Genomic DNA, 17,048 nt, shown 5'->3' with positions numbered 1-17,048 from the left:
GGGCGGGGCCCCGCGCGATCAGCTGTTCGCCTCGCGGAACGCCTGGAACTCGGCGCCCGCATCCGCCGGATCGAGGTCGCCCGTGAGGACGGAGTTCTGGATCCGCCAGTACTCGGTGGTCTCGGCGGTGGTCAGGTTCTGGTCGTTGTTCGCGTACATGCCCGCGTCGGCCGTGGCGAAGATGTCGGCCCAGACGACATTCAGCGGGTTGCTCTCGTCGACGGGAGCCTCGGCGTTGACGGGGATCGCGCCCCACGCTGAGCCGGCGATCTCCTGGCCCTCGAGCGAGGTCATGTAGTCGAGGAGCTCGGCCGCCAGGTCCGGGTTCTCGGTCGCGGCGTTGATGAAGTAGCCCTCGCCGAAGCCGTAGAGGCGATCCGTGCCGGTCGGGAAGGGGATGATCCCGATGTTCTCCGGATCCATGCCGTTGTCGACCGCGTTCGCGTTGAACCACGTGCCCTCGAACGCCATCGCGGCGTCGCCCGAGTAGAACAGCTGGCTCGAGTCGTCGTTGCTGATGCCCATGAAGCCCTCATTGAGGTACGTGTCGCCCCAGGTCTTCAGCTCCGTGAACGCAGCGGTCACGCACGACTCCGCGGCCCAGTCGCCGTCGCCCGTGTTGAGCGCGTCGGCCGTGTCCGCGCCGCACTCCGTCTCGACGAGTGCGTCGAGCAGGCGCATGACGTGCCAGTTCACGGTGCCGCCGAACTCGATCGGCGTGATGCCCGCGCCCACGAGCGCGTCCGCGGCCGAGACGAGCTCGTCGTACGTGGTGGGCGCCTCGTCGATGCCGGCCTCGGCGAACAGCGCCTTGTTGTAGTAGATGCCCTCGCCCTGGAGGGTCCACGGCACGCCGTGGAACCCGCCGTACTGCGTGATTCCGGCGAGAGAGGCCGGCGTGAAGCGGTCCTCCCAGCCGTACTCCGCGTAGTAGTCGGTGAGGTCGAGGCTGACGCCGACGTCGACGAGCTCGCCGCCGAGGCCCGCACCCTCCCAGTACCAGTAGACGTCGGGGCCGGAGTTCGTGCCCGCGGTCTGCCGCATGGCCTCCTTGTGCTGGTCGATCGAGCGCTCCTCGAACTCCACGTCGACGCCCTCGTGCGCCGCCTCGAAGCCCTCCTCGAGCGAGGCGATCGCGTCGCTCTGGCTGCCCTCCTGGGTCGGGATCCACACGGTCAGCGCGTCGGCGTCATCGCCGGATCCGCTGCACCCCGTGAGGATGAGTGCGGTTGCTCCGAGGGCGCCAATGCCCAGGGAAAGGTTCTTCTTCATCGGTGTGTCCAATCTCTTTCGGGTGGTGAGGGCTCAGTGGCCGTCGTGGCGACGCTCGCTCCAGGCGACGAACTCGGCGAGCTTGAGGAACATGTCTTCGAACATGAGGCGCGTGTCGAGCCACGTGAACACGCGCAGCGGGCGGGCATCCGGGCGGGGCGCGTAGCTCCCGTCCTCGCGCAGCTCGGGGGTGGGCATCGTGACGTGGAGGCTCGAGGACGAGTCGGCCTCGAACAGGGACTGGAGCGCCGACACGAGCACGAGGGGAGAATCCCCAAGCGCGTAGGTCTCGCCCGGGCCGCGCCCCTGGCCGGCGGCCCGGCGCTGCACCTCGGCGAGCTCGTCGTAGAGGTATCGGCCGAGCGCGCCCTGGTTCGCGACGCGCAGGCGCAACTCGGCCTCGGAGACGAGGCACTGGCGGTACATGTTGCGCGGTACCTGCCAGATGGGGAGCGTCGAGTCGTTGAACACCACCTGCGCCGCGGTCACGTCGATGAGGAGGTTGTACTCGATCGGCATCGCCTCGGGGGGCGGGCTCGCGAGGTCATCGTGCTCGTTGCCGCCGATCCAGACGAGGGTCATGCGGTCCGCGATCCGGGGCTCGATGAGCAGCGCGGACGCGAGGTCGGTCAGGCCGCCGCCCGCGAGGTAGAGGAGCGGGGTGTCCGCGTCGCGCATCGCCTCCGCAACGATGGCGGCGGCGGCGGCGGACGCCTGGGGGGTCTGCCGGTCGACGAGCCGATCGTTGGCGCCGCGGGCGATCACCTCGTGGGAGGCGAGGCCCATGCGGGCGAAGACATCCCGCGCGACCGCGTCGGCGTTCTGGGCGCTCGCGGGGCTCGGGTCGAACGGATCCCCGGGGGACAGGTGGCTCGCGACCACAGCACGGATGTCGACGTTCGGCGACAGGAGGTGGTGGACGAGCTGGAAGAGGTCGTCCGGGTCGCCCGAGAAGTCGTTGTCGATGATCACGCGATAGCGCGCGCCGGAGACGGGCGGGATGGCCTGCCAGGGGTAGTCCCCGAGCGTCCAGGAACGAAGCCCGGGCCGCGGGGGCGTGTCAGGGGAGGGGATGCGCGTCATTGTCGGTGGACTCTCCTAGGGACTCGTCATTGAGAACCGGTTGACCAATTAGGTGATCGATAACTTATGTCGTCGGTGATCGATAACCTATAGTGGATGACGGAGTGTTACATCTTCGTTATGTGTGACCCCGCGAAAGGATGGGCATGAGCGCCGCGGCTCCCCTCGACCGCCCCACAATGGGCGACGTCGCCGAGCGGGCCGGCGTCTCGAAGCAGACCGTCTCGCGGTTCTTCACGGGGCGCGGATACGTAGGCGACGACACGCGCGCGCGCATCGCGGAAGCGATCGATGACCTGGGGTACCGCCGGAATCAGACGGCGAGCAACCTGCGGCTCAGCCGCACCGACACGATCGGCGTCCTCGCGCTCGGCGGGCTCGTGTACGGAAGCGCGGAGCTCCTGACCGGCCTCAGCCGGGCCGCCCGTGACGTCGAGTTCACTCTCGTCATTACACAGCTCGACCTCGATCTCGAGGCCGTGGGGTGGGAGCCCGAGGCGCTTCGTGCGATCGACCGCATGCTCTCGAGCCAGGTGGACGGCATCGTGCTGTCGACGCCGGTGCAGGGGGAGGAGCGCCTTCTCGAGGTCATCTCGCCGCTCCCGACGATCACGGTGTCCGAGCGGCCCCACGTGTTCGCCACATCGGTCGGCACGGACTCGCGCGCGGCGGGGTACCTCGCCACGCGACACCTGCTCGACCTCGGCCACGAGCGCGTCGTGCACGTCGCGGGCCCGCGCACGCGCAACGAGGCGCGCGGGCGCGCGCAGGGATATCGAGACGCCATGGCGGAGCGGGGGCTGCCCGCCCGCGTCGTCGAGGGGGCGCGGGACTGGGGGGCCGGATCCGGCCAGTGGGCCGCCGTGCAGCTGCGGGCGTCGGACTTTACCGCGGTCGTGACGGCCAACGACGAGATCGCCCTCGGATTCCTCAGCGAGATGCGCGCTCGTGGACTCGTCGCGCCGAGGGATTTCTCGATCGTCGGCGTGGACGACATGCCGATCGCGGCGCACTTCTCTCCGGCGCTCACGACGATGCGCATGGATTTTCGGAGCATGGGCGAGGAGATCTTCCGGATGCTGCACGCGCAGATCACGCGCGGCGAGCAGCCGTCGCACCGGACCTTCCCGCCCACGCTGATCGAGCGCGCGTCGACGGCGCCGCCCGGCGCCGCCTGACCGGCTACCGCGTGGCGCGCTCGAGGAGCTCGAGGACGTGGGCGTAGGTCTCGCCCGTGGCCCGCGTCATGCCGAGCTCGCACGTGCGGTTGCACGACGCGTGCGCGTCGCCGGCCAGTGCCGCGACCTCGGCCGCCTCGGCGGCCGTCGCGGCGGCGGTGAGTTCGGGGTGCAGCATGCCGCGGTCGCCGGCGAAGCCGCAGCAGCCCCACGCGTCGGGAACGACGGCCTCACGCGCGACGGCCTCGCCGAGCGCGCGGAGGGCGCCGTCGATCCCCATCTGGTACGACGAACAGGTCGGGTGGAGCACGAGCCTGTCCGCGACGCGCGTGGGCGCCAGGCGCGGCAGGAGCACCCGATGGGCGAACGAGACCGCGTCCTCGACGTGCGCCGTGACCCCCTCGTCCGCGAGGGCGTGGGCGAAGCCCTCCGAGCAACTCGAGGCGTCCGAGATGATCGTCACGTCGGTGGCACCCGCCGCGGCGCGGACGACGCGCGCCAGGCGCGCCGACATCGTCGACCGCCCCCGCGTCATGCCCTTGGAGGTCCACGGCGTGCTGCAACAGACGGCGTCGATGCCCTCGGGCACCGCGAGGCTCACCCCGGCGCGTTCGGCCAGCCGCACGAGCGCCTCCCCGACCCCGATGCCGGATCCGGCGGCGCCGAACATCGTGTTGACGCACGCGGGCAGGTACACGGCGGCGGGCGCATCCGGGGCGGATCCGCGCGCCAGCCGCGAACGCGCCCGCCCGCCCGGCGGCAGGTCGCGCGTGTACCGCGGTACGGCATCGTCGCCGGCCGCGCGCCGCGCGAGGTCTGTGGCCGCGGTCGCGACCCTCGGCGCCGCGCGCGCCGCCGTGAGCGCGGCCGACGCGACGCGCGTGCCCGGCCCCCACGCGCGCGCCGCCGCGTTCCAGGCGGCGTTCGCGACGGGCCCCTGCGCCTCGCGGCGGAGCCGCTTCACGAGCGCCCCGGTGTCGATGAGGACGGGGCACGCCGTCTGGCACATACCGTCCACGGCGCACGTGGCGACGCCCTCGTAGTCGTAGTCGCGGCGGAGCTCGGCGGCGAGCGCCGCGTCGCCCCTCGCGTCCGCGGCCGCGATCGCGCGTCGCGCCACGATGCGCTGCCGCGGGGTCAGCGTGAGGTCGCGGCTGGGGCACACCGGCTCGCAGTATCCGCACTCGACGCACCGATCCGCCTCCTGCTCGATCGGCTCCGTCACCTTGATGTGCCGCAGGTGGGCGGACGGGTCGTCCTCGATGATGACTCCGGGGTTGAGGATCGCCGCGGGATCCACCAGCCTCTTGAGCGCGACCATGACGTCGTAGAGCTCGTCGCCGTACTGGCGCCGCACGAATGGCGCCATCGCGCGACCCGTGCCGTGCTCGGCCTTGAGGTTTCCGCCCGCGCCGAGGATCAGGTCGGCCATGTCCTCCGTGAACGCGGCGAGCCGGGCCGTCTGCTCCGGCGTCTCGAAGCGGTCGGTGAGCATGAAGTGGATGTTGCCGTCCTTCGCGTGCCCGAAGATGACGCTGTCGGCGTATGCGTGGCGCGCGAAGAGATCCTGGAGCCCCGCGCAGGTGTCGGCGAGCTTGTCGACCGGCACGACGACGTCCTCCAGGAGTGCCGTCGTGCCGGCGGGACGGGCGCCGGCGATCGACGCGTAGAGCCCCTTCCGAAAGCGCCACGCGGCCTGGCGGGCGACGGGATCCGTCGACGGGGAGACGGGCGAGAGCGTGCCCGCCTCCGCGAGCGCACGCGTCCCGCGCGCCGTGGCCTCCGCAAGCGCCGTGCCGTCCGCGGCCTGGTACTCGACGAGAAGGGCCGCCTCGGTCGTTGCGGTGAACCCCATGATGGCCTCGGGCGCGCCCGGGAGCGCCTGGCCGACGCGGATGCTCGTCGCGTCCATCAGTTCGAGGGCGGCCGCCCCCGATTCGACGAGCGCCGGCAGGGCGCGGGTGGCCGCGTCGAGGTCGGCGAACAGCGCGAGCGCGGTCGCCGCGTGCGGCCGGACGGGAACGGTCCGGAAGGTCGCCTCTCCCACGAACGCGAGCGTGCCCTCGCTCCCCACGATGAGGTGCGCGAGCAGCTGGGTCGGCGATGCGTGGTCCAGGAATGCGTTCAGCCCGTATCCCATCGTGTTCTTCATGGCGAAGGCCTGCCGAATCCGGCGCACCGACTCCGGGTTGTCCATGACACGGCGGCGGAGCCGCTCAAGGCCCGCGACGAGCGCGGGCTCGCGCGCGGCCAGGTCCCGATCGGCGTCGGGCGCGGCCGTGTCCACGATGGTGCCCGAGGGAAGCGCGAAGACGAGGGCGTCGAGCGTCTCGTAGGCGTTCTCGGTCGTCCCGCACGCCATCCCGCTGGAGTTGTTGCTCACGACGCCGCCGATGGTGCAGGCCGCCTCGCTCGCGGGGTCGGGCCCCAGGCGAAAGCCGTGCCGCGCGAGGGCCGTATTCACCTGCCGCACCGTGGCGCCCGGCTCCGTGCGCACGCGCGCGCCACCGCCCTGCACCGTCACGCGCCGGAACGCGCGCCGGACGTCGACGAGCACGCCCGCGCCTGAGGCCTGGCCCGACAGGCTCGTGCCCCCCGAGCGAAATGTCAGCGGGGTGCCCGACCGCGTCGCGAGGCGCATAAGGTTCGCGACGTCGGCGATGTCCGAGGCGGTCGCGACGCCCTGGGGCGTCAGCAGGTAGTGCGACGCGTCGTTGGCGCGCGCCGCGACGTCGATGGCGCGCGTGGATACCCGCGGGTCGTCGAGCAGGCGGGTGATCGTCGTTGGTCTGGCCATCTTCTCCCTCACGTGGCTAGGATGGTATCCCATTCGATAGTGAATGTATATTCAACACGAGGGAGCGACGCATGCGCAACGACGTGCACGCCGCGAGGCCGGTCGATGTCGAGGCGGTGACCTTCGGGACCTCCGGGCTCGGACGGGGCACACGCCCCGGATCCGTCGAGGAGGAGGCGGCGGTCGAGACCGCGGTCGCCCTGCTCCGATCCGGCGCGCTCGTCGACACGGCGCACATCTACGCCGAGGGGCGGTCGGAGGAGGTGCTCGGGCTCGGGCTGGCCGAGCTCGCGCCCGGGGAGCGAGCGGCGGCGGCCGGCCGGATCGTCACCAAGGTCGACCGGGATCCGGCCACGGGCATCTTCGACGCCGATCAGGTGCGGCGCTCGCACGAGGAGAGTCTCGCCCGCCTGGGCCTGGACCGCGTGCGCCGGCTGCACGTGCACGACCCGTACGTCGTCGCGTTCGCCGCGGCGTCGGCGCCCGGGGGCATCATCGACGCGATGGTGGGGCTACGGGAGGAAGGATCCGTGGACGCCATCGGCATCGCCGCGGGCCGAAACCCGGTGGTCGCCGCCTACGTCGCGACTGGGGTGTTCGACATGGTCCTGTCTCATAACCGCTTCACCCTTGTCGATCAAAGCGCCGCGCCCGTGTTCGCGGCGGCGCGAGAGAAGGGAATGAGGACGTTCAACGCGGCGCCCTTCGGGGGCGACCTGCTCGCGAAGGGCAGCAGGGCGGGGGCGACCTACGGTTACCGGCCCGCGTCCGACGCGCTGAGGGTGTGGACGGAGGGGGCCGAGGGCGTGTGCGCACGCTGGGGGGTGCCGCTGGCGGCCGCGGCCCTGCAATTCTCCACGCGCTCGCCCCTCGTGGACTCCACGGTCGTCTCCGCGACCCGCGCGGCCCGCGTGCGGGAGATCCGCGATCTTGCGAGCCACCCCGTGCCCGATGGCCTGTGGCAGGACCTGGCGGCCCTGAGCCCGGCGCCCTCGCCCATCGACGACGGGGAGGCCGCGTGACCCGCCGCTACTGGGAGTCCTACGCGCCCGGGGAGGGGCGGCGTGCTCCCCGCGCGGACGCCCGCTCGGATGCGGCGGTCCTGCCGCTGAACGGCACGTGGCGCTTCCGCCTGTCGCCAACCGCGGAGGGGACGGGCGACGCGTTCGTGGCGCGCGACTTCGACGACACGGGGTGGGACGAGATGCGCGTGCCCAGCCACTGGGTGCTCGAGGATTTCACACCGCTGGCGGGCGGGCCGGCCCGCTCGATGCGCGGGACGAGCGAAGGGCCGCTGTATACGAACACGGCCTACCCGCTCCCCATCGATCCGCCCCGCGTCCCGCACGAGAACCCGACCGGCGATTACCGCGTGGAGTTCGACGTGCCGGAGGGGTTCGGCCCGGCCGTCCTCCGGTTCCAGGGGGCCGACTCGTGCGCGAAGGTCTGGGTGAACGGCGTCGAGCTCGGATGGTCGACGGGGTCCCGCCTGCCGTTCGAGTTCGACGCCCCCGTGCGCGCCGGGCGCAACGTGCTCGCGGTGCGCGTGCACCGCTTCTCGGCGGGCACCTACCTCGAGGACCAGGACATGTGGTGGCTGCCCGGCATCTTCCGCGACGTGGACCTGATCGCCCGTCCCGACGGCGCGATCGACGACCACACCGTGCGCGCCGATTTCGACGCGAGCGCCGGCGCGGGCGCTCTGTGCGTCGAGGCCACGTGTGAGGCGATGGTCGAGATCCCCGAGCTGGGGATCCGCATGCGCGCCGGCGAGGCGTGGACCGGGCCCGTGGATCCGTGGAGCGCCGAGGAGCCGCGCCTGTACCGGGGCACCCTCACCAGCTCGGGCGAGGTGGTTGAGCTCGCGATCGGCTTCCGCCGCGTCGCGATCGTGGACGGCGTGCTGGAGATCAACGGGCGGCCCGTCACGTTCCGCGGGGTGAACCGCCACGAGCATGACGCCGACCGCGGCCGCGCCCTCGACGTGCCCACGATGCGGCGCGACATCGAGATGATGAAGCGCGCGAACATCGACGCCGTGCGCACGAGTCACTATCCGCCCCACCCCGAGTTCCTGCGGCTGTGCGACGAGCTGGGGCTGTGGGTCGTGCTCGAGAACGACCTCGAGACCCACGGCTTCATCTACGAGGGGTGGGAGGCGAATCCGCCCGCACTCCCGGAATGGCGCGACGCCCTGATGGACCGCATGCGCCGCACGCTCGAGCGCGACAAAAACCACCCGAGCGTCGTGATCTGGTCCATGGCGAACGAATCGATGACGGGCGACACCTTCGCCGAGATGCGCGCGTGGATCGACGAGCGCGACGGCACGCGGCCCGTGATCTACGAGCGGGACCCCACCTATCGCGACAGCGATTTCTACTCCGTGATGTATCCCTCGCTCGAGATGCTCGAGCGCATTGGGCGACGCGACGAGCCGTCGTCGCAATCGGTCGGCATGCACGGCATGGAGTTCGGCGAAGGCGAGGAGGAGGCGCCGGATCCCGTCGACGAGCGCCGCCGCGGCCTGCCGTTCCTTCTCATCGAGTACGCGCACGCGATGGGCAACGGGCCCGGTTCGCTCGAAGACTACTGGCGCATCATGGAGCGTCACCCCCGCATCTGCGGGGGATTCATCTGGGAGTGGATCGACCACGGCATTCGCCAGGGCGATCGCTACCTCGTGGGATCCGATGTGGACTACGAACCGAACGGGGGCCGGTTCAACCTCGACGGCCTCGTGTTCTCCGATCGCACCCCCTCGCCCGCGCTCGCGCAGGTGGCCCGGGCATACGCGCCGCTGCGGATCGACGTGGCGCCGGGGAGCGTGCGGATCCGCAACGCCCGGCACACGCGCGCCACCGACGATGTGCGCTTTCTCGTGACGGTCGGGGACGGGCGCTCCGCGCCGCTCGAGGTGCCCGAGATCGCCGCGGGTGAGGAGGTCACGGTGGCGCTGTCGCAGGCGGGCCGCGCGTCAGAGTCGTGCGTGGTGGAGGCGGTCCTCGCCGCGGACGCGGCGTGGGCGCCCGCGGGCCACGTTCTGGCGTGGGGCCAGCACGTGCCCCCGTCGGCCGGAGCGCGCTCGCGGTCAGCGGGTACGGCGCGCCCTCCCGTCGTCGAGGGCTCGCGGATCCGCCTCGGGGACGCCCTCCTCGAGGGCGGCCGCCTCGTGCGCCTGGGCGGTGTGCCCGTCGCGGGCCCCGCGCTCGACCTGCACCGGGCGCCCACCGAGAACGATCGCGGCCAGGGCGGGAACAACGACCTCGCGCGCGTGTGGCACCAGACGGGAATGAACCGCATGCTCGACCGCGTCGACGCGGTCCGCATCGACGGGCACGACGTCGTCGTCTCCGGCCGCCTGGCCGCCGCGACCCGCTCGCACGCGGCGGCGTGGCGCATGCGCTGGCGCGCGGAGGGGAGCGAGATCGTGCTCACCACGACGGTCGATTTCGTCGGCCCGTGGGGGGATACGCCGTACCAGCACCACGACGTGTGGATCCCGCGGATCGGGCTGCGATTCGCGCTCCCTGGCGACGCCCGCGAAGCGACGTGGTTCGGGCGCGGGCCGGAGGAGACCTATATCGATTCCGTCGCGGGTGCGCGCGTCGCCCGCTGGACGCGCACGATCGACGCGATGCAGACCCCGTACGAGGTGCCGCAGGAGAACGGGAACCACGTGGAGACGCGGTGGCTAGAGATCGGCGGGATCCGCGTCGTCGGCGACCCCGAGTTCGATTTCACTGCGCGCAGGTGGACGTCGCAGGACCTCGAGCGCGCGGCGCACCGCGGCGAGCTGCGCGACACGGGACGCGTGTGGCTGAACGTCGATCGCGGCCAGATGGGAATCGGATCCGCGTCGGTCGGTCCGGCGCTCCCCGAGCGCTTCCGTCTGCCGCGCGAGCGCACCTCGTGGACGGTGCGCCTGTCAGCGCTCTGAGTCGTCGGCGGTGCGCGTGACGATCTCGCGCGCGGCGGACCAGGCCGCGTCGGCCTCGCCGCGCTGAATGTGCGCCGCGAGGTCGAGGTGGAGCTGGGCATCGGCGTGGTCGACGGCGCGGTCCGCCATGTCCACGTGCCAGCGGTCGCGCAGCGCCTCGTCAATGACGTCGGCGAGGCGCACGAACAGGGCGTTGCCGGAGGCCTCGAGCACGAGCCGGTGAAACGCGGCGTCGCGCTCGCCGAAGTCGTCGCCGTCGCGCGCCGCCCAGAGCTCGCCCGCCGCCGCCACGATCGCCCCCGCGTGCGCGGGCGTGGCGCCCGCGGCGAGCCGCGCCGCCTCGGGCTCGATCGCGATCCGCATCTCCCGCAGCTGCCGTACCTGCTCCGCGCGCGCGGGGGAGGCGAGCGTCCAGCGGATCACGCGCGCGTCGAGCGTGTTCCACGCCGCCCGCGGCGCGACGACAAGGCCGACGCGGCGCACGGGGCGGACGAGGCCCAGGGTCTCGAGCACGCGCATCGCCTCGCGCACGACGCTGCGCGAGGCGCCCGAGGATCGCTCGATCTCCTGTGCCGTGACGGCATCGCCCGGCGCCAGCGCGCCCGCGCAGATCGCCGCGCCGACCTCGTCGAGCACGCCGACGAATCGTGCCGTCACGGCCTCGCCCGACCCTTTTTGACGGGGGTGACGACGAGCTCGTTCACACAGACGCGGCCGGGCGCGGTGAGCACGAACTCCACGGAGTCGGCGATGTCCTCGGCCGTGAGCATGTCCGCACGGGCCGCGGCGTCGGGCACGGAAGGCCGGAGGTCGAGGAAGTCACTGTCGACGTCGCCCGGGCACAGATGGCACGCGCGGATGCCGTGGACGTTCTCCTCGTCGTTGAGGGACTCGACGAGGGAGCCAACCGCCGTCTTGCTGGCGCTATACGCGACGCCAGCGAGCGACGCGAACCGCCACCCGGCACGCGAGGAGACGAAGACGATGGTGCCCTCGCCCCGCCGTCGCATCGTCGGGAGAATCTCGTGCGCGACAGTGAGGGAACCGGTGAGGTTCGTGGCCACGATGCGCGCGGACTCGTCGGGCGTCAGGTCCGCCCAGGCGCGATGCGGCGCGTTCAGACCCGCGGCGAGGACCGCGTCGGTCACGTCGCCGAGGTCGCCCTCGATCCGCTCTCGGGCCGCGCGCACCGCCGCGGCGTCGGCCACGTCGAGGGGGACGTCGAGGGCGGATCCGCCCGCCGCCCGAATCTCGTCCCGCACGGCGACGAGCGCCTCCGGCCGCCTCCCCGACAGGGCCACGGCGAAGCCGCGCGCGGCAAGCCGGCGCGCGCTCGCGCGCCCCATCCCGCTCCCGGCCCCGGTGACCCACACCACGCGTTGTGCACCCATCGTCGCGCTCCTTTACGCATTGTTATTCGACCACTCCCGTGCATAAAGTATGCATTAATTGCGATCAAGGGAGAACGCGCATGGACATCGATCTCACCGGCCGCGTCGTCGTCGTGACGGGGGCCGCGCGCGGGATCGGCCGCGAACTGGCCGAAACCTTCGTCCGCGAGGGCGCGATCACGGTGGGGCTCGACCTCCGCGTCCCGGAGGCGGACGAGTCCGCCATCGACTGGCGCGCGTGCGACGTCACGGACCTCGCCGAGACCACGCGGGTGATCGACGACGTCGTGGCCCGCTACGGCGCGCTCGACGTCGTCGTGAACAACGCGGGCGTGAACGCGGTCGGGGCGGTCGACGAGATCGATCCGGGGCTCTGGGACCTGGCGTTCGACGTCAACGTGCGCGGGACGTTCCACGTGTGTCGCGCAGCGCTCCCGCACATGAAGCGCCAGCGGTCGGGCCGGATCATCAACGCCGCGTCCTTCGCCGCCATCGTGCCGAGCGTGGGCGCCGCCGCCTACGCCGCCTCGAAAGCCGCCGTCGTGCAGTTCACGCGGACGCTGGCGGGGGAGGTGGGGCCGTGGGGCATCACCGCGAACGCGTACGCGCCGGGGATGATTCCGACGGCGATGAACGGCTTCGCAGAGATGGATCCCGACGCGCAGGCCGAGCGGCTCGGCACGCTCACGCTGCGGCGCTGGGGCGAGGCGTCGGACGTGGCGCAGCTCGTGTGCTTCCTCGCGAGCGACCTCGCGGGCTACATCACGGGCGCGCTCCACGACGTCAGCGGCGGCAAGCTCGCCACCCAGGCGCCGTCGCAGGCGTACGACCTACCCGGCGCGCCCCGCGGCGTCACCTGAGCGCCCGCACGTCCTCGAACAGGTCGTCCGACCCCACTTGGCCGCCCTTCAGGAGGAGCTGGGCGCCGTCGACCGCCTCCTCGTCCGCGTGCGCCGTGAGAAGGACGACGTTCGCCCACGGATTGGCGGCGAGCGACAGCGAACGCACCCCGAGCAGCGTGGCGACGCGGCTCGAGGTGTCGCCGCCGCAGACGACGAGGCGACGCGTCGACCCGTCCGCGAGCGCGGCGCGCGCCGCCCGCGCGCAGGCCGCGCCGACCGCCCTGAGCAGATCCGGCTCAGGCACCGAGGAGATGTCGGCGTCGTCGGAGGTCAGGACGACGCTCCGACCGGCCCGGAGCGCCTCGGCCACGAAGCCCAGGTCCGCGCCGGGGTCGAGCGGGAGGGGCTGCACGAGCCAACCGCGCGCGGCGGCGGCGTTCGCTTGTCGCCGGGTCTGGGCCGACCGGCTACCGGAGACGACGAGCACGGGACCGCCCCCGCTCGCGCGGTCGGGAACGGTCGAGGTGCCGCGCGGATCCGCGCTCGTCACGGCGTGCGTGAGGCCACCGGATCCGATCGCGAATACCGGAAGCGGGGCGCGGTCGGTGCCGATCCCGGCGAGGTCGGCGACCGCGGCGCCGACCGCGCGCAGGTGCGTTTCGTCGAGCGCGTCGAGGAGGACGCCGGACGGCCCAGAGGCGCGGATCCGCTCCGCGAGCCCTCCCGACGCGTATGCCGTGAACGGGATGCTCGTGAGGGGCAGGTCGGTCTGGGCACCGAGGTGGCGGACCAGGTCCGATTCGCGCATGGGGGTCGACGGGTGGTGGGCCATCGTCGGCTGCCGATCGAGCCGGTACACGGTGCCGCGCTCGTCGGCGAAGTGATGCGCGAAAGCCGTATACCTGCCGAAGTCGGGCTGCGCGAACAGGAGGGGCCAGGGCCCGGGGAAGCGCGCGGCCGCGATCTCGAGCACCCGGCCCAGGCTGCCCGTCTCGGGGGAGGAGTCCGCCGTCGAGCACGCCTTGTACTGCACGATCCGCGCCCCCGCCCCGCGCAGGAGGTCGAGCGCCGGACCGACCTCGTCTTCGAGGTCGGCCGTGGGCAACGAGCGCGCGATGCCCGCGATGCCGACGGCATCGTGGCGCGCCGCGGCCGCCGCGAGCGCCTCGGGCGTCGGGCGGCCGACGAACAGCCGCGCGCTCCACCCGCGGCGAGCGCACTGGAGAAGCACGTCGACGCTGCCGGTGAAGTCGTCGCCGTAAAAGGCGAGGTCAGCGGTTCGCGACACGCATTCCTCCGAACTTCTCCGCCGCGTGACGGACGGCCTCCGAGGAAGCGTACGCCTGGTCGGCGTCCTCGCCGCGGACCGCAGACGCCCACGCATCGCGCATGCTGTGCACGCCCCCGGCCACCCCGTCCGGGTGTCCGTGGATCCCGCCGCCCGCGAGCACGAGGAGGTCCGTCGTGGACGTTCGCGCGTAGGTCTCGTGGGCCAGGCCCGCCCACTGCCCCGAGCTCAGCACGGGCAGGATCGGGGTGGTGTCGGCGAGCGGCGCCCGCACATCCTCGATGGATCCCAGCACCTCGGCATCCGACTCGTAGAACTTGTTACTGATGCCGTTCGTGTGGAGGTGATCCGCGCCGGACAACCGGGCGAGCTTCTGCCACGCGCGGAACGCGATGCCGACCTGCTCGCTCCGCGCAAAGGATCCGAGCATCGCCCGGTGGCCGTGGATGGGCACCTGGGCGCGCTCGCGCAGGTACGCCAGGCCGGCGAGCCCGATCATGTTCACGCACGCCATCACGGCCGTGCCGCCATGGGCGACGACGAGGTCGTGGTTGCGCTGGAGCCGGTCGATGTCGTCCGTGATGTTGAACGCGTACATCGGCTTGCGGCCCGTGCGGTCGGCGTGCCGCTCGAGCACCGGCATGATCGCCTTCACGCGCGCCTCCAGCGGGGCGTGCGGGCCGTTGCCCTGGAGCTCATCGTCCTTGATGAAGTCGATCCCGGCCGCGGCGAGCTCGTCCACGACCTCCGCCGTCTCCTCGGGCGACATGCCGATGCTGGGCTTGATGATGGTGCCGAGCAGCACCCCCTCCGGCCGCCCCATGAGGCGCCGGGTTCCGTCGACGCCGAACGCGGGGCCGCGGTAGCGCTCGGTGAACTCCCCGGGAAGGTCGAGGTCGACGAGCCGGATCGCCGAGAGCTCCCTGATCTCGAACAGGTTGCCGGCGACGGCAGCGAGCAGGTTCGGGATCGAGGGGCCGAAGTTGTCGAGCGGGAAACTCACGCGGATCCGCGCGCGGCGGCGATCGGAGGGGTCGCCGGCGAATCCGGGGAGCGGCGACGCGCCGGCGAGGGGCAGCTCCGCGACGTCGAGGACCTGCGCCGCGAACCGGGCGCGGAGGTCGTCGGACTCCCGAGCCACGCGCACGAAGGTTCCCGTCGACTGTTCGCCTGCGAGGATCTCCGCCGCGCGGCCCAGCGGCATCGACGTTTCGATGATGTAGGTCGCGACGACCTGGCTGGAAGACATCGGAATCCTCACCACACCACGGGAAGCCACACGGACATCTCGCCGGGTCCGCGATTGCCCCAGGCGAAGTAGGGGACGAGGCGCGCGGGCGCGCGGGTCACGGGCGCGTCCTCCAGGTCGGCGTATAGGGCATCGGATCCCTGCGGCGGGAGCGCGAGGAGATCGCCCTCCAGAACCGTGACGGGGAAGCCGGCGATCTCGGCGCGCGCGGGGGCGAAGGCCGTCCCGCGGGCGATGGCCGCCTGCTCGAGGCGGACGCCGTCGGGCAGATCCGCGGACTCGACGCAGTACACGACGGGTCCTCGCTGCACGGTGACCTGGCTTGTGAGCTCCTCCGCGAGCCGGTGGCCGCGGAGCACGCGAACGGGGAGCGGGAGCTCGAGCGCGATCACGTCGCCGGGCTGCCACGCGCGCTCGATGCGTGCGTAGGAGCCGGGCCCGGAGGCGTTCACGGGGATCCCGTTGACCGCGAGCCGCGCGTCGCGTGCCCATCCGGGGATCCGCAGGTGGAGCGGGAGGGATCCCGCTGCCGCCGTGACCGTGAACGCGATCTGGCCGCTCCAGGGATAGTCGCTCTCCTCCCGGAGCGCGAGGCGGTGCTCGCCCCGCGTCACGTCGATCTCGCTCCCGCCGTACTGGTGCACGAACAGGCCGTCGTCCGAGACGCCCGCGGCCCGCGTGTGGAAGCTCGCGAGGGCGCGCGCGATGTTGGGCGGGCAGCAGAAGCACGACAGGTAGTGCTCGCGCAGGCGCTCGTCCGACGGCGGCGGCGAGGGGACGACCGGCTGGCCCGTGTCGCCGGGGCGCCGGAGGTCGAACGGCAGCCCGCGCACCTGGCGCAGCGCGTTCGTGTAGAAGTACGCGTCGCCCGCGAGGCTGATGCTCCCGAGCAGCACGTTGTACGCGATCTGCTCGATGACGTCGGCATACTTCGCCTCGCCCGTGAGGGCCAGCATCCGCTCGCTCCAGAAGATCATCCCGATGTTCGCGCACGACTCCGCGTGCGCGGTCGTGTGCGGGAGCTGGTAGGCGCGCCCGTACGCCTGGTGCACGCGGCTGATCTCCCCCTGCCACGGATGGCCGTCGGGCGAGGCGCCGTCGTACAGCGCACCGCATCCGCCCGTGACGTACAGCTTCGTGTCGACGACGTCCGTCCACAGCCGCTCCAGGACCGCGCGGAGCTCCTCGTCGCCGGTCTCGGCCGCGAGGTCGGCCAGCCCGGCGTAGAGGTAGTTGGCCCGCACCGCGTGGCCGGCCACGACCACCTGGTCGCGCACGGGGATCCGATCCTGGTTGTCGTCGCCGCCCTCCGTGAACTCGTCGCGGACGCGCAGGAACGCCTGAGCGAGCTCGAGGTACCGGCGCTCGCCCGTGAGGCGGAACAGGTCCATGACGGCCATGTAGTGCGACGGGCAGATCGCGCTGCGCGCAAGCTCCAGCGGCTTGTTGGTCGCGAGGTGTTCGAGGAAGGTCGCCGCCTTCTTGGCGGGCCCGAGCAGCGACTCGCTCCCCGTGACCTCGTAGTGCCGCACGCCCGTGGTGATCAGGTGGCCGAGGTTGTACGTCTCAAAGTTGAAGCGGTCGGCGAGCTCCGACACCTCCGCACCCGAGCGCTCGGCGATGGCCGTGGGGGTGTGCACGTACCCGTCCTCGCGCTGCACCGCGGCGATGCGGGCGGCCATGCCCTCGACGATGTTGGCGAGCTCGTCGTTCGGGTCGGTCTCGAGGCTGTCGATCGCCGCCTCCATCCACTTGTACATGTCGCCGTCCATGTAGGGCGGGCCGATGTGGATGCCGTCGCGCTCCCCGAGGGCGATCTCGAAGTTGCGCAGGCCGGGGCTGAGGTCCGTATCGCTGAGGCTCTGCCAGATCTGGGGAATCGTCACGTCGCGCGTGCGGGTGTGAACGCGATTCCAGAAGCCGCTCGTCCAGCGCGCCTCGGCCGCACCGAGCTTCGTCAGCGAAGTCTTCTGGCGGGTTTCCGTTGCCATGGGGGTCCTTCCGGAGG

At 72.2% G+C, this 17,048-nt stretch carries 12 protein-coding genes; 4 read left to right on the top strand and 8 right to left on the bottom strand.

Annotated features, from left to right (window positions below; translation table 11 throughout):
* Positions 1-18 precede the first annotated feature (18 nt).
* Complete coding sequence (locus G8E01_RS00970) at positions 19-1,272, bottom strand: ABC transporter substrate-binding protein (RefSeq protein ID WP_166314609.1); 1,254 nt, start codon at positions 1,270-1,272, stop codon at positions 19-21.
* Positions 1,273-1,305: 33 nt separating this feature from the next.
* A complete protein-coding gene (locus tag G8E01_RS00965) occupies positions 1,306-2,355 on the bottom strand; it encodes a nucleoside hydrolase (RefSeq protein WP_166314606.1) in 1,050 nt (349 codons plus the stop codon).
* A gap of 146 nt (positions 2,356-2,501) precedes the next feature.
* Between G8E01_RS00965 and G8E01_RS00960 the strand changes: the two genes are divergently transcribed.
* Complete coding sequence (locus G8E01_RS00960; protein WP_166314603.1) at positions 2,502-3,533, top strand: LacI family DNA-binding transcriptional regulator; 1,032 nt, start codon at positions 2,502-2,504, stop codon at positions 3,531-3,533.
* A 4-nt stretch (positions 3,534-3,537) separates the two neighbouring features.
* Here G8E01_RS00960 and G8E01_RS00955 read toward each other — a convergent pair whose 3' ends face one another.
* A complete protein-coding gene (locus G8E01_RS00955) occupies positions 3,538-6,330 on the bottom strand; it encodes an FAD-binding and (Fe-S)-binding domain-containing protein (protein WP_166319668.1) in 2,793 nt (930 codons plus the stop codon).
* Positions 6,331-6,401: 71 nt separating this feature from the next.
* Between G8E01_RS00955 and G8E01_RS00950 the strand changes: the two genes are divergently transcribed.
* Positions 6,402-7,352: an aldo/keto reductase gene (locus G8E01_RS00950; protein ID WP_166314600.1), complete on the top strand. Its 951-nt coding sequence runs from the start codon at positions 6,402-6,404 to the stop codon at positions 7,350-7,352.
* On the top strand, positions 7,349-10,270 hold the full coding sequence (locus G8E01_RS00945; RefSeq protein ID WP_166314598.1) for a glycoside hydrolase family 2 TIM barrel-domain containing protein: 2,922 nt from the start codon (positions 7,349-7,351) through the stop codon (positions 10,268-10,270). Before G8E01_RS00950 ends, G8E01_RS00945 begins: the two co-directional genes overlap by 4 nt.
* Here G8E01_RS00945 and G8E01_RS00940 read toward each other — a convergent pair.
* Both G8E01_RS00940 and G8E01_RS00935 read right to left on the bottom strand, forming a co-directional pair.
* On the bottom strand, positions 10,259-10,927 hold the full coding sequence (locus tag G8E01_RS00940) for an FCD domain-containing protein (RefSeq protein ID WP_166314595.1): 669 nt from the start codon (positions 10,925-10,927) through the stop codon (positions 10,259-10,261). The two genes, G8E01_RS00945 and G8E01_RS00940, sit on opposite strands and share 12 nt — an antisense overlap.
* The gene (locus G8E01_RS00935) at positions 10,924-11,661 is read right to left on the bottom strand and encodes an SDR family oxidoreductase (protein WP_166314592.1); all 738 of its coding nucleotides are present in this window, start codon (positions 11,659-11,661) and stop codon (positions 10,924-10,926) included. The genes G8E01_RS00940 and G8E01_RS00935 overlap by 4 nt, the downstream gene beginning before the upstream one ends.
* An 80-nt stretch (positions 11,662-11,741) precedes the next feature.
* Here G8E01_RS00935 and G8E01_RS00930 point away from each other — a divergent pair, with 80 nt between their 5' ends.
* Positions 11,742-12,521 (top strand): SDR family oxidoreductase, encoded by a 780-nt coding sequence (locus G8E01_RS00930; protein WP_166314589.1) that lies wholly within the window; start codon positions 11,742-11,744, stop codon positions 12,519-12,521.
* Here the strand turns inward: G8E01_RS00930 and G8E01_RS00925 are convergent.
* Genes G8E01_RS00925 through G8E01_RS00915 form a run of 3 tightly spaced genes read right to left on the bottom strand, consistent with a single transcriptional unit; the run spans position 12,514 to position 17,031 of the window.
* The gene (locus G8E01_RS00925; protein WP_166314586.1) at positions 12,514-13,791 is read right to left on the bottom strand and encodes a four-carbon acid sugar kinase family protein; all 1,278 of its coding nucleotides are present in this window, start codon (positions 13,789-13,791) and stop codon (positions 12,514-12,516) included. The genes G8E01_RS00930 and G8E01_RS00925 overlap by 8 nt on opposite strands.
* Entirely contained in the window at positions 13,775-15,040 is a 1,266-nt protein-coding gene (locus tag G8E01_RS00920) for a RuBisCO large subunit C-terminal-like domain-containing protein (protein ID WP_166314583.1), read from the bottom strand. Before G8E01_RS00920 ends, G8E01_RS00925 begins: the two co-directional genes overlap by 17 nt.
* Positions 15,041-15,048: 8 nt before the next feature.
* The gene (locus tag G8E01_RS00915) at positions 15,049-17,031 is read right to left on the bottom strand and encodes a glycoside hydrolase family 127 protein (RefSeq protein WP_166314580.1); all 1,983 of its coding nucleotides are present in this window, start codon (positions 17,029-17,031) and stop codon (positions 15,049-15,051) included.
* Positions 17,032-17,048 lie beyond the last annotated feature (17 nt).

The sequence above is a fragment of the Microbacterium excoecariae genome (assembly GCF_011326725.1).
Classification (GTDB): Bacteria; Actinomycetota; Actinomycetes; order Actinomycetales; family Microbacteriaceae; genus Microbacterium; species Microbacterium excoecariae.
This window is presented reverse-complemented; position numbering and strand designations above follow the sequence as displayed.